This window comes from Sedimenticola selenatireducens, from assembly GCF_007625115.1.
In the GTDB taxonomy this organism is placed as follows: Bacteria; Pseudomonadota; Gammaproteobacteria; order Chromatiales; family Chromatiaceae; genus Sedimenticola; species Sedimenticola selenatireducens_A.
The window spans coordinates 207249-226823 of sequence record NZ_VMNH01000005.1 but is presented as its reverse complement, the minus strand read 5'-3'; the positions used below and the strand labels follow the sequence as shown (position 1 = coordinate 226823).

At 54.3% G+C, this 19575-nt stretch carries 16 protein-coding genes; 5 read left to right on the top strand and 11 right to left on the bottom strand.

What is annotated here, in order from left to right:
• Window positions 1-78: 78 nt before the first annotated feature.
• From FHP88_RS04860 to FHP88_RS04830, 7 genes are all read right to left on the bottom strand, one after another.
• The gene (locus tag FHP88_RS04860) at window positions 79-726 is read right to left on the bottom strand and encodes a hypothetical protein (RefSeq protein WP_144357887.1); all 648 of its coding nucleotides are present in this window, start codon (window positions 724-726) and stop codon (window positions 79-81) included.
• Window positions 714-932, bottom strand: a complete 219-nt coding sequence (locus FHP88_RS04855; RefSeq protein ID WP_144357886.1) for a hypothetical protein — start codon at window positions 930-932, stop codon at window positions 714-716. Before FHP88_RS04855 ends, FHP88_RS04860 begins: the two co-directional genes overlap by 13 nt.
• A 115-nt stretch (window positions 933-1047) precedes the next feature.
• Window positions 1048-1248: a SlyX family protein gene (locus tag FHP88_RS04850; protein WP_144357885.1), complete on the bottom strand. Its 201-nt coding sequence runs from the start codon at window positions 1246-1248 to the stop codon at window positions 1048-1050.
• Window positions 1245-2348, bottom strand: a complete 1104-nt coding sequence (gene zapE / locus FHP88_RS04845; RefSeq protein WP_144357884.1) for a cell division protein ZapE — start codon at window positions 2346-2348, stop codon at window positions 1245-1247. Before zapE ends, FHP88_RS04850 begins: the two co-directional genes overlap by 4 nt.
• Before the next feature lie 52 nt (window positions 2349-2400).
• Window positions 2401-2742, bottom strand: a complete 342-nt coding sequence (locus FHP88_RS04840) for an ArsR/SmtB family transcription factor (RefSeq protein WP_144357883.1) — start codon at window positions 2740-2742, stop codon at window positions 2401-2403.
• A 19-nt stretch (window positions 2743-2761) separates the two neighbouring features.
• The gene (locus FHP88_RS04835; RefSeq protein WP_144358235.1) at window positions 2762-3640 is read right to left on the bottom strand and encodes a response regulator; all 879 of its coding nucleotides are present in this window, start codon (window positions 3638-3640) and stop codon (window positions 2762-2764) included.
• Entirely contained in the window at window positions 3640-5961 is a 2322-nt protein-coding gene (locus FHP88_RS04830; RefSeq protein WP_144357882.1) for a hybrid sensor histidine kinase/response regulator, read from the bottom strand. Before FHP88_RS04830 ends, FHP88_RS04835 begins: the two co-directional genes overlap by 1 nt.
• A gap of 90 nt (window positions 5962-6051) precedes the next feature.
• Here FHP88_RS04830 and FHP88_RS04825 point away from each other — a divergent pair, with 90 nt between their 5' ends.
• On the top strand, window positions 6052-6753 hold the full coding sequence (locus FHP88_RS04825) for a pseudouridine synthase (RefSeq protein WP_144357881.1): 702 nt from the start codon (window positions 6052-6054) through the stop codon (window positions 6751-6753).
• Here the strand turns inward: FHP88_RS04825 and FHP88_RS04820 are convergent.
• Window positions 6736-7200: a peroxiredoxin gene (locus tag FHP88_RS04820; RefSeq protein WP_144357880.1), complete on the bottom strand. Its 465-nt coding sequence runs from the start codon at window positions 7198-7200 to the stop codon at window positions 6736-6738. The two genes, FHP88_RS04825 and FHP88_RS04820, sit on opposite strands and share 18 nt — an antisense overlap.
• 377 nt (window positions 7201-7577) lie before the next feature.
• Here FHP88_RS04820 and FHP88_RS19510 point away from each other — a divergent pair, with 377 nt between their 5' ends.
• The gene (locus FHP88_RS19510; RefSeq protein WP_186297611.1) at window positions 7578-7688 is read left to right on the top strand and encodes a hypothetical protein; all 111 of its coding nucleotides are present in this window, start codon (window positions 7578-7580) and stop codon (window positions 7686-7688) included.
• A 48-nt stretch (window positions 7689-7736) separates the two neighbouring features.
• Here FHP88_RS19510 and FHP88_RS04815 read toward each other — a convergent pair whose 3' ends face one another.
• Window positions 7737-11174, bottom strand: a complete 3438-nt coding sequence (locus FHP88_RS04815; RefSeq protein WP_144357879.1) for a hypothetical protein — start codon at window positions 11172-11174, stop codon at window positions 7737-7739.
• Window positions 11175-11391: 217 nt separating this feature from the next.
• Here FHP88_RS04815 and FHP88_RS04810 point away from each other — a divergent pair, with 217 nt between their 5' ends.
• Both FHP88_RS04810 and FHP88_RS04805 read left to right on the top strand, forming a co-directional pair.
• Window positions 11392-12540, top strand: a complete 1149-nt coding sequence (locus FHP88_RS04810) for a helix-turn-helix transcriptional regulator (RefSeq protein ID WP_144357878.1) — start codon at window positions 11392-11394, stop codon at window positions 12538-12540.
• A gap of 5 nt (window positions 12541-12545) precedes the next feature.
• Complete coding sequence (locus FHP88_RS04805) at window positions 12546-13418, top strand: alpha/beta fold hydrolase (RefSeq protein WP_186297610.1); 873 nt, start codon at window positions 12546-12548, stop codon at window positions 13416-13418.
• Here the strand turns inward: FHP88_RS04805 and metH are convergent.
• On the bottom strand, window positions 13403-17095 hold the full coding sequence (gene metH, locus FHP88_RS04800) for a methionine synthase (protein WP_144357876.1): 3693 nt from the start codon (window positions 17093-17095) through the stop codon (window positions 13403-13405). The genes FHP88_RS04805 and metH overlap by 16 nt on opposite strands.
• Before the next feature lie 190 nt (window positions 17096-17285).
• On the opposite strand from metH, the gene FHP88_RS04795 reads away from it, so the two are divergent.
• Entirely contained in the window at window positions 17286-18950 is a 1665-nt protein-coding gene (locus FHP88_RS04795) for a PAS domain S-box protein (RefSeq protein ID WP_144357875.1), read from the top strand.
• Here FHP88_RS04795 and FHP88_RS04790 read toward each other — a convergent pair.
• Entirely contained in the window at window positions 18947-19549 is a 603-nt protein-coding gene (locus FHP88_RS04790; RefSeq protein WP_144357874.1) for a TrmH family RNA methyltransferase, read from the bottom strand. The genes FHP88_RS04795 and FHP88_RS04790 overlap by 4 nt on opposite strands.
• Window positions 19550-19575 lie beyond the last annotated feature (26 nt).

Genomic DNA, 19575 nt, shown 5'->3' with positions numbered 1-19575 from the left:
CTGTAATCAGTGTGGCCAGAATCAGGCCGGAGGTATGGCCTGGTGACCGGCAATTTGTGTGGTCATTGACTGCATTTTTCATAATGATTTCCGATCATTTTCAGTGTTAATTGGTCGTGATATTAGAGAGCTCTTTGGCAAAGGCGGACAGGCTGAGCTTCTCAGTGGGATCAGCGCAAGGCTGATGTTGGTCTTATTCGCGTAGCCTCTATTTAAAAAGGCGACGCGTTCTTCCAGAGACGCCAGTCGCTTCAGGTCCGCCCTATTTGAGGCCCCCACCAGGTGGGAGAGCATGTGGACTTCCCCATAAATCTGATCCATGAGTGTTTCACCGACCAGCGGGTGTGTCACGAGGGCCCAGAAATGGCCGGCTATATCACCCGATTTCATGGCGTTCTGCCAAACGCTGTGGAGTGACTTGTCGTCTGAAAGACGCATCAACTGGACTACGGTGCGCTGGTACTTTTTATCCAGTAAGCGGGTGAGCAGGCGTGCACTGCGACCCTCCTGTCCAGAAACTGAGACCAAGGCTCGGTGTGCGTCGTAATCAGAGGCCTTGGGGGCCAGGATGATACCGGATTGCCGAATGATCTTATGGAGTTCAGACAGTGTCAGGCAGGTGCCGAGTATGGCGCAGTGGTAACTTCTGTCTACCTCCCAGATTTTCAAGCGACGACAGGGTTTGGTCTGTGGCGGTATAAAATATTTTTTCTTCAGATCGCACACGCCGTAGACCCCTCTAGGGAGAGCCCAAGCCGCTCGCCGTAGCTGAGCCCCTCATCCTGGATATCATCCAGTGAGAGTTCGCCGCTCTCCAGCAGCGGTATTATCCAGCCAGTGCCACAACGTAGGATCTCTTTCCCTGTATCGGCATCAAGCAGGCGTAAGCAGGGATCACGCCGTTCCAGCCAGGCATCTATGATGCATCGCATGTTGTCTCTCCAATTGCCTTATTCTGAAGCGAATGATAATCATTATCATTCGCATGTCAAGATATTTAACCACCCCCGTTCATTTAAACGGTGGGTAGGTCAGGCTGGAGCGAGATCAGTAGTGGGGTGGGATTTCGTGGCCACCATGGCCATCTTCAGGGGGTTCCAGGTTGCGCATCTGCTTGTGCAATTCCTGGAGGGCGAGTTTTAAGGTATTGATCTGGTTCTGCTGCTGACTGACCGTCAGGGTCAGCTGGTGAATGGCATCCTCTTGAAAGGCAATGCGGTTTTGTAACTCGATCAGTTCATCATTCATGCCTTGTGCTCCCTCGACAGGTATTCGAGTGACTGCATCTCTTGCAGGCGGCTCACCGCCCGTTCAAATTCAAAAGCAAGGCGCTCACCGAGGTAAAGCTGTTGCGGCATGGCCGCTGCACTGATAATCAGTTTGACACCCCGATCATAAAATTCATCAATTAAAAAAACGAAACGCCTTACCGCATCATCATGATCTGATGTGAGTAAAGGGATGTCCGAGATCATTACTGTGTGGTAACAGCGCGCTAACTCCAGATAATCAGCCTGGCTACGCGGTGGCCCACAGATTGAGAGAAAATCAAACCAGATCAGGTCATCGGCCTTCCGTTTGACCGGTATCTCTCTCCCGTAAAGGGTGATGGTGCCACCACTCTCTCCAGGTTCAGGGGCGAGGTGTTCGAACTCGTCATTTAGCCGCTCTTTGACGAGGGGGCTGAGCGGTGAGTGATAGACCGTAGCCTGTTCCAGATAGCGCAGTCTGTAGTCAGTGCCTGCATCCAGTTTTATGACCCGTGTAAATCGCTTGATCAAATCAATTGCGGGGAGAAAGCTGCTGCGTTGCAGGCCGTTTTTATACAGGTTGTCAGGTTCGGTATTGGATGTGGTGACCAGAGTAACTCCTCGATCAAACAGTGACTTGAGGAGCTGGGCCAGAATCATGGCATCCCCAATATCGGTCACAATAAATTCATCCAGACAGAGAATGCGGGTGCGGGATGCCAGCTCTTCGGCTACCTTTTCGAGCGGATTTTTTACCCCTTTATGGCGGGTTAGCGCCTCATGGGTATCACGCATGAAGTGGTGGAAATGCACCCGCATTTTTTCTGTAAAGGGGAGTTGGTTGTAGAAGAGATCAACCAGCCAGGTCTTTCCTCTTCCGACGCCGCCCCATAGATAAACGCCCGCTACCGGTGTGGGTTGAAGGGTGCTTTTACGTTTCAGAAATCGACTGAACAGGTCGGGTTCTGGTGCCGGTGTCACTGGCAGAAGAAGCCTGTCGTAGAGCGATTGGAGTTCAGTGACGGCGGCCGCTTGATCTGGGTCGGCAATCACTTCAGATTGCTCAAGTTGATGCTGGTAATATTGCTGGGGTGTCATCCTGCAAGAATACCGGAATCGCCTACTGATTGCCTAGCCTGAAACGGGACTACTACTCTTCGTCTTTTGGATATCGCTCATCCAGATTGGCGGGGCAAAGCACGGTACGCATGGTGCCTATCAGCGTCAGTAATTGGCCATTGCGGATGCGGTAGTAGATGCGATTGGCCTCTTTACGGGAGACGACAATATTTTTGTTACGCAACTGCTCCAGGTGTTGCGATATATTGCTTTGTGATGTGCCTGTGCGTTCAACAATCTCGCCGACCGACAATTCGGCATCCCCCAGTGAACAGAGGATTTTCCACCGTAAAGGGTGGGCCATCGCCTTCAGTGCATTCGCAGTAAGGCTGGTATCTTCATTTTCTACAATGGGTTCGTTTGGATCGCTCATGATTAACTCCTGTTACAACTCAAGAGAGTGCATCCGCGTCAATGGTATTATCGCCTGATGACTCATCCTGCCGGATATAGCCTGTCATATCCTTGGCAATGCATAAGATATCGCTGATTTTTCCCGCTTCATTTTTTACCGCCGTACGAGAGAAAAGTATCGGGATGCGCTTTCCATCACGGGTGATGAAGCGTGCTTCAATCTTGTTTAGTGCGCCAACCCGAATCAACGCCTCCAGCCAAGTACCCATAAAAGCACCGGCTTGCTCGTCTTCTTCTTCTTCAAAGATATCCCCGATACCCATGCCTAAAAGCTCTTCGTCACTGTATCCCAGCATCTTTCGCAGGGCTGGATTAACTTCCATAATTTTACCATCGGGATTCAGCACCAGCAGTGCTTCGCCCATATAGGTGATGATGTTTTCCAGATGCTGTTTTGCATGGGCCAGTTCAGCCGTACGTTCGGCAACTTTCTGCTCCAGTATTAGATTGAGTGACCGCTCTTTTTCAATCAACCTAAAGTAGGTACTGATCTTGTTGATGAGTTGGTTGTCATCAATGGGCTTGAGTAGATAATCGACGGCACCGACCTCATAACCTTTTTGCTGGAACTCTTGGGTCTTAAAGGCAGCGGTGAGGAAGATGATGGGGATGTCTCGTGTCTTCTTGCGAATCTTCAGCATCGATGCCGTCTGAAAGCCATCCATCTCGGGCATCTGTATATCAAGTATAATCAGGTCGATCGGGGCGCCACTCAAGGCGATATCCAGCGCCTGCTGGCCTGAGGTTGCTTCGAGGATGGTCACATCCATATGCTGTTGCACCAAGGTGCGCAGCGTGAAGAGGTTGTGTTCGTGGTCATCCACGGCCAGGAGTGTAAATCCACTATAGCGATTCATCATTCAGTTTCGACTGCTTCTGAAGGTAGAAATTGGAGTAGCAGACCATTCAATTGCCCGGTATTAATCGGTTTTTGCAACAGGGCATCGGCGCCTGCCGCCAAACACTTTTCCATGGTTTCGTCGTTTTCACCCGAAATCATGGCGATGACAGGAATCTGCTGTGCCTGCTTTATTGTTCTGATCGTATCACAGCAGTTGTCACAGGGGAGAGTGATGTCGATCAAGGCCAAGGCAAATTTCTCCTCTGCCATCGCCTCCAGAGCCTCATTGTCGTCCTCGGCAGCGGTTACCCGCAGGCCAGACTGCTCCAACATGGGTGTGAGTTGCAACAGATTCTTCAGGTTGGCATCCACTACCAATAAAGGATGATTGCCGAGATATTGGTTTGTAGTCGGTTCTATCTCGGCAGTGATAGAGGGGCGCTTGCTTTCCAGGCGGATTGACTCAGCGTTTTCGGTTTGAGTAGGGAGTTCCTGTGGCAGTAACAAACTGAACTGGCTGCCCTGCCCCGGTGTACTGTGCAGCGTGATATCACCGCCCAGCAGTCGGGCAAGTTGCCGACTAATCGTGAGGCCAAGACCTGTGCCACCATAACGGCGATTAGTGGCTCCATCGGCCTGTTTGAAGGCCTCGAAAATCTCTTCATGTTTCTCCACAGGGATGCCAATTCCGCTGTCTGTGACACTTATTTGCAGCACGAAATCCCGGTTTTCTGCGGCCGGGTCAAGTTGAATGCTGACTTCACCCTGGGCGGTAAATTTCACTGCATTGGAGAGGAAGTTTTTGATGATCTGACGCAGTTTGTCTGGATCGGTGGTGATCTGTTGTGGCGCCTTGTCATTGATATGCAGGGTTAAGACGAGGCCTTTGGCATCGAATTGTGGCTGGATCAGTTCTTTCAGGCTCTGCAGAAGCGGTGTGATCTGTACCGTTTCAGGATTGAGTGGAGTACGTCGTGCTTCAATCCGGGAGAGGTCGAGAATATTATCGATCAAGGCCTGAAGATCGGCCCCTGCTTCGTTGATTACCTTGGCCTGTTTGAGCTGGTCTTCCGTAAGACCCTGCTTGGCATTTGCCAACAGCTTGGAGAGAAGGAGTATTGAGTTGAGGGGGGTTTTTAGTTCATGGCTGATATTGGCCAGGAACTGGGATTTGTAGCGATTGGACTCCTCCAGCTCCCTGGCATGAACGCGCAGCTCCCTGGAAGCCCTGCCATGTTCCTCTGCCAGTCGGGAGAGATTGGCGCCCAGACGTTTTAACTCCTGGGGGCCTTTCCAGTTGAAGGCAACGTGCTCCTCATTTTCCAGAATCTTCTGGATACCATCAATAAGCTCACGACTCAGACGTTCAGCCCGTTTTGCCAACCAGCGAGAAGCGAGCCAGGTGGCAAACATCAAAAGAAAGACAATGCTCAGAACGCGGAGTGTGAGTGTCCAGCGAAATTCAGCAATAGGCGAGGGATCAACCAGTCGACCAACCCAGAGGGATTGGGCCTGCTCAGTTCGGAACATAGGTACCCACATAATCTGTTGGTTTGCGCCTTTCCAGAGTGCAGGTTTCTGTTCGGTAAACAGTGATGCGAGTCCAGGGTAGCGCTCGAAGGCGTTCCCGGTCTGTGCATTGGGATCAGGAATCTCCAGAAACCGACCGTCGCTATTGACCCAAAAGGTATTGCGATAGGAGCGCGCAATTCCACCAACATCGATGGTAAGCATGACAGCGCCAATGGCTTGTTTGGAGTCATGACCAAATATCGGGGTGATCAGTCGCAGATTCATGAAGTGTCGGGGGTCGAGTGCGCCGGCCTCTGGATTGACACTTAATGCACTGACCAGTACGCCCCCTGGGTCTATCTGTGATGCCGCTTTGATCAGTTCAGGTGAGGCGCGGGTAGGTCGTTGGATGGTGGGGCGCCAGGATTGATCCTCAAGATTACGATCCAGCCAGAACTTTTCGTCACCCTGTTGATCAAGGAAGACAATCTGAACAATATCTAATTGTTCGCGCAATATCTGATTGATCCACTGGAGATAGCGTGTCCGGGCCAAATCAATGTTGTCGCTACTGTTCTCCTCGCCTTTTTGTCCCAATACAGCGCCTGGTTCAGGTAATTTTGCAAGCAGTCGCACCATCTCATGACGACTGGCAAGGTGCTGGTCGAGATCTCTGAAGTCGGCGCGCAGATTTTGTAGATGGGCTTTTTGATAGAACAGATCCATGCGCTCCAGCACCAATGGCAGATTGATCACCACGGCAATCAGCAGCGGTGTCAGTGCAAAGGCAAAGAAGAACAGCAGTATCTGGGTGCGAAGTTTCATGATTTTTTAGGCTTGGATGCATCTCCCTAGCATATTACCTAGGGGTGATATTAACCGCAAAGCCGGCCTGGAAACAGGTAACATGTACTGATGGGTGAACTTAAAATTATTTATCAGGATGATCACTACGTTGCCATCGATAAGCCGGCAGGCAGGCTGGTGCATCGAACTCGCATCTCAGAAGATACCCAGTTTGTACTGCAGCAGTTACGTGATCAGATCGGCCGTCGAGTCTATCCGGTGCATCGCCTGGACCGTCCAACGTCGGGTGTTCTGGTGTTCGGCCTGGATTCCGATGCCGCACGTCGTTTGGTGGGGTTGTTTGAACAACGACTCGTATCAAAGCGTTACTTGGCGGTGGTGAGAGGGTTTATCTGTGAATCGGATCGGATTGATTATCCCTTGCAGGAAGAGGAGGGGCGGCCTCTCCAGCAAGCGGTGACATCCTATCGCAGACTGGCCACGGTTGAACTGCCTTTTGCAGTAGGGCGGTACAGTACGGCACGTTACTCGTTGGTGGAGGTCACGCCAGAAACCGGGCGGATGCATCAGATACGCAAGCATATGAAGCATATCTTCCATCCCATTGTGGGTGATACCACCCACGGGGATGGTAAGCATAATCAGCTATTTCGTGATGAGTTTGGTGTCTATCGTCTGCTGTTGATGGCGTCAGATATTGGTTTTATTCATCCTTACAGTGGCACACTCTTATCGCTGCAATCTTGCCCTGACAGTGAAATAACCGAGCTGTTTGATCGGCTCGGATGGGGGTCAGAGTGCCTGGACTAACTCCAAGATCTTCTGGGCATGTCCCTTCGGTTTAACATCATACAGGGCGTGCTGGATGATTCCCTGCTTATCGATGATGAATGTTGAACGCACAATGCCCATGCGCTTCTCGCCATGGGCCTCTTTCTCCTGCCAGACGTGATAGTCCTGACAGAGCGTGCCGTCGATATCGGCGAGCAGGCCTATCGTGAGGCCGTTGGTGTCCCGAAAGTCACCATGGCTCAGGCAATTATCCATGCTGACGCCGAGAATATCCGTCGCTACCGCCTGAAACTCATCCATCAGATCAGAAAACTCTAAGGCCTCAATCGTGCAGCCTGGCGTGTTGTCTTTAGGATAGAAATAGAGCACCAGATTCTTTTTACCCAGGTAGTCGCCGAGTTCTGATTTCTCTAGATCTGCGTTAGGCAGTGCAAACTCCGGCGCTTTATCACCGACTTTCAGCATGACCCCTCCTCAGGTGTCCGTCACTCTAGTTATGAGTGTTGAATCTATTGTCGTTATCGCGGCGCGTCAACCTCTTCTTTTGCAGTGAAAAGCCAAACAAGTACGAGTGGTGATCGCTGTGAGCGGTCGCCATTTAGTGACGAAACGTTGTTTTTAATGACGCAGGCTGTGTTCTAGGCGAGATTAGAGTTCACCTAAATTTTCTGTTTTTAAATGAGTTTCAGGATTAACGCTGGGCCGTGCGGCGCTAGTTGTAGGTGCCCTCGGTTACGCTGTCGACCTGGGACAGGGTAACGCCCAAAAGGATGCTGAAATCGGGCCTCCATTCGCGGGGTGCGCAGTCATAGGGCGAAATCAGTAAGCCCAAAAACTACCGGTTGCATCCAGGATGCTGTGCTGACGCGACTGATCTATTCACCGCAGAGGTACAACAGCTTCTCGGTGAATTTGGGGCCGGACTCAGAGGTTACACCTATCTTGAAGATTGAGACGAGCACCCCGGCGTCAAGCCACCGGGGCACTCGAATGATCTCGACTCAATAAGGAAGCCGACCGTAGTCGGGTTTCATGCGGATATCGCGATCATAGGAAGCGAGATTTCTCCCGCAGCGATAGATCTGAATCCGCTTGCCACTTAACCCGCCACTGCCGACGATCGTGTCCACGTAGCCGCCCCCAGGACAAGAGACTAACTTCATGGCCTCCTCGACCGTCTTGTAACCGGTGACGAGATTCTGGTTGGGCCCATCACAGAGCCAGAGCTTCGCCGAATTTTGCCAGCAGGCGGCCAGCGCCACCTTTCCGCCGGCACTGGGTGCCGTGGCACCCCCTGCAGGCGAAGCACGACCACTCCCGGGCAACCCTTCGCGCTCCATGCCGGCGGGGCGACCGTTGGCTGGTGCGACAGCCGGAACAGTTGGCGCGGATTTCTGATCGAGCGCGGCCGTGGTGGTTTGCGTATCCTGCGGACCCACCGGTTTGCCATCGAGCGTTTTCCAGCCTCCCTTGCCATCCGGGACGATGGTCTCACCGTGCTTGCAGTTGCGGTTCTCAGGGTCGTAGCAGGCGTAGCCGGGGCCATTGATCACGATCTTGTTATTGACCCCCGCGCCCAACGGCGTGTATTTCGGCTTACTAATCGCTTGCGCGGGTGGCTCAGGCGCCCGCTGCGGCCAACTCTGAGCCCGCTGCTGCATTGCCGCCACCTCCGCCTCGCGTTGGCGCGCGTCGTTGGCGAGCGCCTCGGCCATCCACGGCCGGGTCCACCCGGTCGCCTGGTTCATGGCGGCGCGGGCGTCGTTGCCGATGTTGGAGAGGCGGTTCACGATGTAGCTGTTGAGGTTCAGGCTCATCTGCCTCTGCTTGTTGGCCTTGGCTGTCCGGTACTGATCGCCCATGCGCCGATAGGTGTCGCGCGTCGAGGCAAATCCGTCGCGTTCGGCCTGCATGGCCTGCTGCATGCGCTGAGTCTCAGCAATCCGCTCTTCGACCGGCCCCAACTCGCAGTAGGCGAGTCCCGGATCATCTTCAAGACGCACATTGAATGCCCAAAGCGCGAATTCGGCCTCATCCAGGGAGCCGTCGCCATGGCGTGCCTTTGTCGCGCTGTTGAGTTTGCGATCGTAGCAGGCCAACTGCCCCTTGAAGTCCTTCTCCGGGCTACCGCCGATCAACCAGCTGTAATAGTACTTGGACCAGTCGTTGATGCGGCGGCCAAAGTAGGCCAGATCCCGCTGGCAATAGTCTCGATAGCTGCCCAGTGTTCGGTAGTAAGCCTTCGAGGCTAGGTCGTAGAGTTCTGTGCAGTAGGTCTTGCGCCAGTACTGCGTACCCCGCTCGGCGGTTTGCGCCCGGTCCCGGTACGCCGCGTCGTCCTGAACGCCGTTGGCGAAGTGACACGGCGCTGGCTCGGATCGGTCGGCGTATTCATCTTGGGAATCTACATCGTAGACGCAACGCGCATCCCCCGCCAGCTGCCAGGTCTTGCCCACCCGCTGCCAGCCACCCGTCACCTGGCGCAGCGCGCTGACAAGGCCCTCTTCGATTTCCAGCTGGGACAGTTTGTTGGGTACAAACCGCTTACCCTGCCAGGTACCCTGCACCTGGAGCAGCGAGAGCGTCGCCCGATGGGCAGCTAGACTCTCCACGGCGAGGCGCAGATAGCTGCGCTCGCCCTGGGCGGTGCAATCCGCCGCGTGCCACTCGCCGCTCTCTCCCAGCGGGCCAGGGGCAACCAAACCGAGTTTCAGACCCTGACACACCTTCAACCCGGCAAGGGGAAATTCCGCCACCTGTTTACCCTTGATGTAGTGTTCGATGGCGAGGATGCGCCCACGTTGGTCGCGCACCAGGAAGGCGTCTTTGTAAGGACCATCGATCGAAAAGGCGTAGGTGTTCCTGTCATCTGGCCGGTACCCCGTGGCGCGCTTCTCGGCCGACACGAGACCCAAGAACGACCCCACCCGGCTGTCGCGAGTCAACAGATCGTAGATCATGCCTGCCGACGGCGACTCGGCCTGAGGGGTGGTGAAACGTGTGACGCCGTTCAGCACCGCGAAGCCGCGAATGCTCGGATTAAGTCGCAATGCCTTGTTGCTGAAGACACCGCCCGCTTCGAGATTGGGCGCCCAGTGCGCGCCCTGGTGACGGATATAGAGTGGGCTGTCACCTTGCTTGATATCGGCGGACTGGAAGTGGAAGTCGCTCTTTTCCAGCTTGAAGGGCTGGTCGGGCCGAATCACGCCTTCGGCCACCTCGCCGCCCGCCCAGGTGAGCTTGCCCTTATGCATAAAGAGGTGATTGAGGCCCTTGTGGCTGTAGAGCTGCAGCATTCCCTCGAAGCGCGCGCCGTCGTCGAAGTGCACCGTGCCCTGGCAACTCGATTTGGACTGGCTGCCACTGCAGCGGTCGAGGTTCACCTGCGGTACCCAAGGCTGAAAGTGGAAGCGATCGATGCGCCGCTGAGGATTCATTTCGGCTGCCGCCTGGGTATGCTGCGCACGGCGCGCGGCTGAGCTTTGCGCTGGGGGTGTGGCCTGCACGTTTATGCTATTGAGCAAAAACGACGCCACCTGTTTCGTTGCCGGCGGGGCTGTTGCGGCCTCGGTGGACTGGGCCGTGCGCCGCCAGTTGTAGGCGCCCTCGGTTACGCTGTCGACCTGGGTCAGGGTAACACTCAAGAGGATGCTGAAATCGGGGCTCCATTCGCTGGGGGCACTGGCATTAACCGCCAGTGCCAGTTCGTGAAAATCGGTGCGCATGCCACCTTCCTGCCAGCGATAGGTATAGCGAATGATATGGCCGCCATCACCCTGGGCCTGATCATAGGCAAGCCAGTCGCCACGCCCGCCCATCAGGCCCCTTACGCTCTGCAAAAGCGCTTGCAATTGCTGGTCATAGGCTTGGTAATCACGCCCTTCAAAGGTGTAGCTGGCACTTGCCGTGCTGATATAACTGACCCTGGTTTTGTTTCCGGTGCTTAAGACCAGGCGCCTTGGTTCTGATCGTTGAGCGCTCTGAGCGTTGGGTAGTGTATTCGCCAATGTCCGGGAGAGTGCTGCCGCCTCCCGTTGCTGGGCCAGATGGTCGCGCCAGGATTTTTCGGCTTCGGCCTGGCTCTGGAATTCCATGAACTTACGGATAAACAGATCCTTGCCGGCTTCTGTCTCAGTCAGCCACGCGGCCTGCTCTTGCGGTGTTTTTGCGGAGCCCCCCAAGCCTCTGAAGGTGTTTTGCCAATTACTCATGGCCTGGTAGAGAAACTGCGCATAGGGGTCGCCATTTTTGGCGGACTCAAAGGCCCTGATGTTGGGTGGTGTCGTCTGTACTCGCGCATTGGCCAGCACGTTGTACTCGGCCTGGCTTACATTGGAGGCAGGGGCCATGGCGTTTTCAGCAACAAACTCTGCCATGCCGATGCAACCAGTCAATTGGGTTGCCGTGATGAGCAGTGCAACCAGTGTCAATCGTTTCATTCATCTCTCCGATGGCGTTACGGCGTCAATAATTGCCCCGCAATAGGTGATATTTGTCAGGTTCAAATGGGGCGTCCAGCCGCTTTCTTCATGAGCCCAGGAGGGCGGCAGCGAGTATGTGGCAAAAGGGCTTGTCGGGCATCCCCTGTTTGGGGTATATCCTTTTATTGACTGGCCGGATAGCCAGACGCTCTCGCTACCTCAACAGGATAAATTCATGGGAAAAACCACCGGCCCGGAGATCGCCGATCTTCTGGGACGACTCTATGATGCTGCGCTGAAGCCGGAGTTATGGCCGCAGTTTTTGGAACATCTTGCCGGCCATCTGGATGGTCGTTCTGCGGCTTTGCGGGTACTCGATACGACGCAGCCGTCACTCTCCCATAGCGCGACCTGGAACTTTACCGATGAGGAGAATCGGCGCTATCGGGACTACTTTATTCAGGTTGATCCTTTCTACCGGTTACTCCGTCGACAGCCGCAGATAGGGATGCAACTTAGTCATCATGCGGTATCGGATAGGGAGTATGCTCAGAGCGAGTTCTACAGTGATTTTTTTCGGCACACGGATCGCTTTTATGCCGCCGGTGGCTTTGTGATGCGAGACTCGCAGCGGGCACTGCTGCTCGGTATCCAGCGCTCACGGCAGCGTGGCCCTTTTGATGAACATGATCGACAACTGCTTCATTCGATTGCACCTCACCTCAAGCGCGCAGCCGACCTGACCCGTCTGTTGGCCCGTGAAGATGCCCTTGTGGCGGGGAGCTGTGAGGCCCTGGATCGACTTGAGATTGGCGTTCTGTTGTTGAGCGAGTCAGGGGCCCTGCTGTGGGCCAATAAGCGTGCCGAGCAGGCGCTTTCGGGTGACTATCCGCTGGATATCTCTGGGGGGCAATTGAAGGCCTGTGCTGGACACGAGCAAGCGGCATTAAGGCGACTGGTATCGGAAGTGGTGGCGATGGGCATGGGCCGGGATCACCCAGGGAGCAATGCCCTTCGCTTGTTGGGTGATCCTGAAAACCATCAGCCCCTGGTGTTGCTAGGAGTACCCGTAAGCCGGGAAACGGCCTCGTTCTGGTGTCCGACGGAGCGAACAGCCGCAATTCTCTATATCGGATCCCCTGCCGAACAGCGGCGTTTCTGTCATGATCGTTTGCGTCAGTTGTTTGGCTTAACCCCGGCTGAGGCGCGGGTTACCGAGCTGATCGCCAATGGGCTGGAGTTAAAGCGTATTGCCCAGCGACTGGGTTCTAGCCAGCATACCGTCAGGAGCCAACTCAAATCGATCTATCAAAAGACCGGGACTGGGCGTCAAGGTGAACTGGTGAGCCTGATCACAGCTACTTTATCTCCCTTGGTGCTATGAATCGGATGCCCACTTTTGACCGTATCCAGTTAGCGGATGGCCGCAACCTCAGTTATTCACTATCCGGCGCGCCTCGGGGTAGGCCTGTGCTGTATTGTCATGGCATGCCGGGCTCGGCCTATGAGGTGGCGTGGGGCGCGTGTGCGGCCGAGTTAAATGCCGTGAGCCTGATCGCCCCTGAGCGCCCAGGCTACGGGGGGTCTGAGGCGCATCCGGCTTACAGTTTTGAGCGCTGGGCGGAGGATGTGGCGTTTCTATTGGATCACCTGGGAATTCCCTGTGTCGATGTACTGGGCTACTCGGCGGGCGGTGCGTTTGCGATTGCAACGGCACACAAGCTCTCGAAAAGAGTGCGCCGTCTGATCCTGGTATCAAGTGTGGCCCCGTATGACAGTCCGGGTTGTTTCGAGGGGATGTCTGTGTCCAATCAGGAGATGATTCGGTTGGCTCGGCAAGACTTGGTGCAGTTAGAGTCGGCCATAGCGCCGTTGGCCACTATGCCTGAGCAAATGACAGCCCATTTCATACAGGGGCTGGCCGCCTGCGATCAGTCGCTGCTATCGAGTCAGCCGGAATTGTGTGAAATTCTCGGGAAAAATACCCAGCGTGCTCTGCAACAGGGGGGTGCTGGGCTGATAAGTGATCTGGCGCTCCTGGTGACTGATTGGGCGTATCTTCTGTCCGGTATAGCGATGCCGGTTGCCCTCTGGCAGGGTGAAAAAGATCATAGTGTCCCGCCTGCCATGACATCTTTTTTGTCGAAGCAGCTACCCACCGCTGAATTGCATAGTATGCCTGAGGCCGGGCATCTGCTTCGCTTCAGTCACTGGGAGGAGATCCTTCGCCAGCTTTCAGATCAGACTCAAGCGGGCTCATAACCCAAGTTAGGCGCTAGCCAGCGTTCGGCCTCGTCCAGTGATATCTGTTTGCGGTTGGCATAATCGGCAATCTGGTCCTTGGTCATTTTGCCTACCGCAAAATAGCGTGCATCGGGATGGCTGAAGTAGAGTCCACTGACGGCAGCCGTGGGGACCATGGCCATCGATTCGGTCAGCCATATACCGGTTTGTGCCTCGATATCCAGCAGATCCCAAAGGATGCGCTTTTCGGTGTGATCGGGTGAAGCGGGATAGCCGATGGCGGGACGGATGCCCTGGTACTGCTCTTTGATCAGGGCGCGGTGATCCAGTGCTTCATCCGGGGCATAGCCCCAGAGCTGTTTGCGTACCTGTAGATGGAGGTGTTCAGCCAGTGCTTCCGCCAGCCGATCTGCCAGTGCCTTCAACATAATGGCGCTGTAATCGTCGTGGTTGGCCTCGAATTCTGCGACCTTTTCATCAATGCCGATGCCGGCACTGCAGGCGAAGCCGCCAATATAATCCTTCAGCCCGCTGGATTTGGGTGCAATAAAGTCCGCCAAACAGTCGTTGTAACGTCCGGCTGGCTGTTTACCCTGTTTGCGTAGGAAGTGAAAGCGGGTCGCAACCTGATCTCGTGATTCGTCCTGATAAACGGTAACATCATCCCCCTCGCTGTTCGCCGGCAGAATGCCGACTATGGCATGGGCCTGAAGCCAGTGCTCGTCAATAATCTGTTTCAGCATCGCCTGAGCATCGTTGAACAGTTTTTGTGCCTCGACACCCTTCTCCTCATCCTGCAGGATCTTCGGGTAACTTCCTCTTAACTCCCAGGCATGGAAGAAGAAGGTCCAATCAATGTAGGGGACCAGCTCTGCCAGATTGATGTCCTTAAGCAGATGGATGCCGGGTTTGAGGGGGGCTGGTGGCTGATAGCTCGCCCAGTCGATGGGGGGGCGATTCAACTGCGCCTCGCCTAGGGGGATCAGGTTTCTGTTCTGTTGCTGATTGGCACGGCGTTCACGCGCTTCCGCGTAATCGGTCTTCAGGCTGTTGATGTATTCATCCCGCCTATCGGCAGAGAGCAGCGTGCTGGCCACACCGACTGCACGAGAGGCATCCGGCACATAGACTGACGGACCGCTGTAGCCGGGGTGTATTTTTACCGCCGTGTGAATGAGTGAGGTGGTGGCCCCGCCAATCAGGAGCGGGATCTGCATATTCTGACGCTCCATCTCCTTGGCGATATGCACCATCTCATCCAGTGACGGGGTGATCAATCCAGAAAGACCGATAATATCGACTTTATGTTCCTTCGCCTTCTGTAAGATGGTCTCGGCGGGCACCATCACGCCCAGATCAATCACTTCATAGCTGTTGCACTGAAGGACTACTCCAACAATGTTTTTACCGATGTCATGGACATCGCCTTTTACCGTAGCCAGGAGAATCTTGCCGTTTGGCGCCGCATTAATACTTTTCTCTTGCTGAATGAACGGTTCCAGATAGGCCACTGCCCGTTTCATAACCCGGGCTGATTTGACCACCTGTGGCAGGAACATCTTCCCGGCACTAAATAGATCACCGACCCGATTCATGCCATCCATCAAAGGGCCTTCGATGACATCCAGGGCGCGTTTCGATTGTTGTCGGGCGGCCTCAGTGTCTTCATCGATATATTCGGTGATGCCTTTTACCAGGGCATGTTCAAGGCGCTCTTTGATGGGTAATTCACGCCAGCTGAGATCCTCTTTCTTTTCATTGGTACTGCCATCGCCCCGATATTTTTCGGCAATTTCCAGTAGGCGCTCGGTGGCATCCGGGCGTCTGTTCAATACGACATCTTCCACCCGCTCTCTCAGCTCTTGAGGAAGGTCGTCATAGATCGCTAACTGACCGGCATTGACGATACCCATGGTCAGTCCAGCCTGAATGGCGTGATAGAGGAACACGGCATGTATCGCCTCGCGCACCGGGTTATTGCCCCGGAAAGAGAATGAGACATTGGAGATGCCGCCTGAGATCAGGGCATGGGGCAGGGTGCGGGTGATCTCTCGGGTGGCCTGGATAAAGTCGACGCCATAATTATTGTGCTCATCGATGCCGGTAGCGATGGCAAAGACGTTAGGGTCAAAGATGATATCTTCGGGAGGAAAACCGACTTGCTCAGTCAGTAGTTTGTAAGCCCGTGTACAGATCGCGACTTTACGCTCCAGGGTATCGGCCTGGCCGGCTTCATCAAACGCCATAATGACAGCGGCAGCGCCATAGCGTTTCAGCAGTTGTGCCTGACGAATGAAGTTGTCTTCGCCCTCTTTCATGGAGATGGAGTTGACTACACCTTTACCTTGAATGCATTTCAGCCCGGCCTCCAACACTTCCCATTTCGAGGAGTCGACCATGACCGGCACCTTGGATATATCGGGCTCGGATGCAATCAGATTGAGGAAGCGGGTCATCGCGGCCTTGGAATCGAGCATTGCCTCGTCCATGTTGACATCGATGATCTGGGCGCCGTTTTGAACCTGCTCCCGACAGATATCCAGTGCCTCGTCGAACTGCTCTTCCATGATCAGGCGTTTGAACTTGGCGGAGCCGGTGACATTAGCGCGCTCACCCACGTTGACGAACAGGCTCTCAGGCGTGATGGTCTGAGGTTCCAGCCCTGAGAGTCGACAGGCCTTCTCGATCTTGGGCAGTTGGCGTGGCGGCAGGTCGGCCACCGCTTGGGCAATAGCACGAATATGGTCCGGCGAGGTGCCACAGCAACCGCCGACGATATTCAGAAAGCCACTACTGGCCCACTCCCTGATTTGGGTGGCCATTTCATCCGGCCCCAAGTCATACTGGCCAAATTCATTGGGCAGGCCGGCGTTGGGATGGGCAGAGACATGGGTCTCGGAAATGCGTGACATCTCTTCGACGTACTGGCGCAACTGATCGGGGCCTAGTGCACAGTTCAGTCCGATAGAGATCGGCCTGATATGCCGCAGTGAGTTATAAAAGGCCTCGGTGGTCTGTCCAGACAAGGTGCGTCCAGAGGCATCGGTGATGGTGCCGGAGATCATCACCGGTAGAGAAACCTGGTCTTCCTCAAACACCTGCTCAACCGCAAAGCTGGCGGCCTTGGCATTCAGGGTGTCGAAAATGGTCTCGATGAGAATGATGTCACTGCCGCCCTCAATCAGTCCGCGGGTTGCCTCGGCATAGGCTGTCACCAGATCATCGAAGGTGATGTTGCGAAAACCGGGGTCATTCACATCCGGTGACAGAGAACAGGTGCGGTTGGTCGGGCCCAGAACGCCGGCGACAAAGCGGGGTCGGTCTGCCGTGCTGGCCGCATCAGCGACCGTTCGTGCGAGTTGGGCAGAGGCTACGTTCATCTCGTAGCTGAGCGATTCCATCTGGTAATCTGCCATCGAGATACGGTTGGCCCCAAAGGTATTGGTCTCCAGGATATCCGCACCAGCATCCAGATAGGCTTGATGAATACCGCTGATTATTTCAGGCTGGGTGATTGAGAGCAGGTCATTGTTTCCCTTCAGATCAGAGGGCCAGTCGGCACAGCGCTCACCGCGATAATCGGCTTCAGTCAGTTTGTGTCGTTGGATCATGGTGCCCATTGCGCCGTCCAGAATGAGGATGCGCTGTTGCAATAGGGAGAGCAGTTGAGCAGTCGTGTCGTCTGGGCGTTTCATGAATTCGAGACTCAAAATATCTGGAGAAAGCGGCACATTATAGTGTGCTGTGCCCTTAAGGGAAAATCTGTAGTGTTTTTCTTGGTTAATAACGGGTGTTTTCTATGAAAAATGCACTTTTGTTGCGATTTAATCCCGAAAGGAATAAGAAGTTATCCCACTTTGGTCAAGAACGGGATACACTTTTTCGATGGGCTGGTGGGTAAATGAACCAATAATAAACCGTATTTTAAAGTGGGCATTGCCGATTCTGTCGGCACTCTTGCTGGCGAATGCCGTGGGTGCGGCTGAAACCATTCGCATCGGTGTCCATGATAAACCCCCCCTGGTTCAGGTTGCCGATACTGAACATGTTTCTGGTTTCATCATCGATTTGATGAATCTCATTGCCCGTGAAGAGGGGTGGCAGATTGAATATGTCCCTTGTAACTGGGATGAGTGTAATCAGCTATTGGTGCTGGGGGAGATCCAGATGCTCACGCCCATCTCCTCGAGTGAGGCGAAGCAGCGGCGCTTGGATTACAACCGTGAGAGTCTCTATGTTAACTGGGGCCAGATCGTTATGGCCGGAAAAGACGCCATCAAGTCACCGTTGGATCTTGCCGGCAAGACCGTTGTAGCACTCTCCAGCGACCCACACTTTGCAGATCTTAAGGAGTTGGCGGCGCGCTTTGATATACAAGTACGTTTTCTTGAGGTCAGTGATTATGAGTCTGTCCTGGCCTGGGTTGATCATGGACCGGTAGATGCGGGATTGATTCCTCGATCATTCGATCTGGCCGGCTTTCAGCAGTATCCCTTGATAAAATCGTCGGTGATATTTAATCCGGCAGAGATTCGTATTGCCCTTTCACCCCTGAATGGACAGATTCCTAACGCCAAGCGCATGCAGCGTCTTGATTATCATCTGACCCGTTTGAAGGGAGACCGTAGTTCTCAGTTTTACCAGTTCCAGGAAAAGTGGTTTGGTGACTCCATGGCGTTGGAAATACCTGAGTGGCTACTCTGGGTTTTGTTGTTCCTGTTGTTGCTGATGGTGATGCTCGCGGTAGGAGTGTTGTTGTTACGACGCAGCGTCACGCTGAAAACCGGTGAGATCAGAGAGATGAATGAACGTTTTACCGCGTTCATGCGTAATCTGCCGGGTATCGCCTATATGAAGTCATCGACAGGCCAATATCTGTTTGTAAACCCGGTCTGGGAGCAGACGAATCATTTGCACGAGGCGGACGTGATTGGCCGGCAATCTACAGAGATCTGGCCAGAGCGGGACCTTGATGTCAGGGAGGAGGAGGAGATCAGGGTGCTTGAGGAGGGGCGCCCGGTTGAATCAACAGAGGTTCACCCCTGGGATGAGCGTCCCAGCCATTGGCGAATGATACGTTTCCCCATTACAGGATTGCAGGGTGATGAGGTCATAGTCGGTGGTATTGGTCTTGACGTAACCGATCAGAAAGAGACGGCCCGTGAACTGACCCATCTGCATCATCAGCTACAGCTGTTGTTGGAGTCGGCCGGTGACGGGATCTGTGGACTGAATGGTCTGGGTCGATGTACTTTTGCCAATTCTGCCGCTCTGGAGATGTTGGGCTACAGGAAGGATGAATTAATTGGCAGTAAATTTCACGATTTGGTTCAACATACCCGGGAGGGTAATCAGCCCTATCCTGAAAAAGACTCAGCACTCTATGCGGCCTGTCGGAACGGCAAGCGGGGGCGTGAAGAGGGGCTGTTCTGGCATGCCGAAGGCGCAGCCCTGGCGGTGGAGTATTCAGCCTATCCAATCGCCAATGGGGAGTTACCTGGGGCCGTGGTGATCTTTAGAAGGCAGCGCGAAGAGCGTACTGAAAACTAGTTGGAATCTCCTTTCCTGCGTATTTTTTGTTCACTTCTGGGTGGCTGGACGACGGCCGTTTTGTCGCCCTGTTGCCGCACATATTCGTACATTACAATGGAGGCGGCAATGCTGACATTGAGACTCTCTACCTGCCCAAACTGCGGTATCGTGAGGCGGCGTATTTCTGGGTAATTATCCGGATCAAAGCTGATCCCCCGCTCTTCATGGCCGAATACAAAGGCACATTTCTCTGGCAGTGTGGCTGCATAGAGCGATTCGCCTTGATCGGCCTCTAAAGTGAACAGGGTGTAGCCTCGCTCTGTAAGGTCCTGGTAGCTCTGATCAAAGCTGTCGAGGAAGCGGGCGGGTACTTTTTTGAATGAGCCTTTTCCCGGTGCTGGATCGAACATGCCAATATCAATCAGGTGGACCTCCTGGGCGCCAAATGCCTCGGCGCTGCGGAATATCTTCGGGACGTTAAATCCGGCCTTGAGGTGATCCATTACAATAACAAATTGATGGGGACCTGGTTTGGCCAGTAGGTTTCTTTGACGCTGTTTTTTATAGCGTAGAACGGCCTGATTACGGGAGGCCTTTTTTGATTCTCTCAATGGCATGACGGTATTGGGTGCGGAAATGATGG

What these genes read in the sequence shown, in the direction of transcription:
- FHP88_RS04855 (WP_144357886.1), bottom strand. Translation starts at nt 932, where the DNA reads ATGCGATGCATCATAGATGCCTGGCTGGAACGGCGTGATCCCTGCTTA.
- FHP88_RS04850 (WP_144357885.1), bottom strand. Translation starts at nt 1,248, where the DNA reads ATGAATGATGAACTGATCGAGTTACAAAACCGCATTGCCTTTCAAGAG.
- zapE (WP_144357884.1), bottom strand. Translation starts at nt 2,348, where the DNA reads ATGACACCCCAGCAATATTACCAGCATCAACTTGAGCAATCTGAAGTG.
- FHP88_RS04840 (WP_144357883.1), bottom strand. Translation starts at nt 2,742, where the DNA reads ATGAGCGATCCAAACGAACCCATTGTAGAAAATGAAGATACCAGCCTT.
- FHP88_RS04835 (WP_144358235.1), bottom strand. Translation starts at nt 3,640, where the DNA reads ATGAATCGCTATAGTGGATTTACACTCCTGGCCGTGGATGACCACGAA.
- FHP88_RS04830 (WP_144357882.1), bottom strand. Translation starts at nt 5,961, where the DNA reads ATGAAACTTCGCACCCAGATACTGCTGTTCTTCTTTGCCTTTGCACTG.
- FHP88_RS04825 (WP_144357881.1), top strand. Translation starts at nt 6,052, where the DNA reads ATGGGTGAACTTAAAATTATTTATCAGGATGATCACTACGTTGCCATC.
- FHP88_RS04820 (WP_144357880.1), bottom strand. Translation starts at nt 7,200, where the DNA reads ATGCTGAAAGTCGGTGATAAAGCGCCGGAGTTTGCACTGCCTAACGCA.
- FHP88_RS04815 (WP_144357879.1), bottom strand. Translation starts at nt 11,174, where the DNA reads ATGAAACGATTGACACTGGTTGCACTGCTCATCACGGCAACCCAATTG.
- FHP88_RS04810 (WP_144357878.1), top strand. Translation starts at nt 11,392, where the DNA reads ATGGGAAAAACCACCGGCCCGGAGATCGCCGATCTTCTGGGACGACTC.
- FHP88_RS04805 (WP_186297610.1), top strand. Translation starts at nt 12,546, where the DNA reads ATGCCCACTTTTGACCGTATCCAGTTAGCGGATGGCCGCAACCTCAGT.
- metH (WP_144357876.1), bottom strand. Translation starts at nt 17,095, where the DNA reads ATGAAACGCCCAGACGACACGACTGCTCAACTGCTCTCCCTATTGCAA.
- FHP88_RS04795 (WP_144357875.1), top strand. Translation starts at nt 17,286, where the DNA reads ATGGGCTGGTGGGTAAATGAACCAATAATAAACCGTATTTTAAAGTGG.
- FHP88_RS04790 (WP_144357874.1), bottom strand. Translation starts at nt 19,549, where the DNA reads ATGCCATTGAGAGAATCAAAAAAGGCCTCCCGTAATCAGGCCGTTCTA.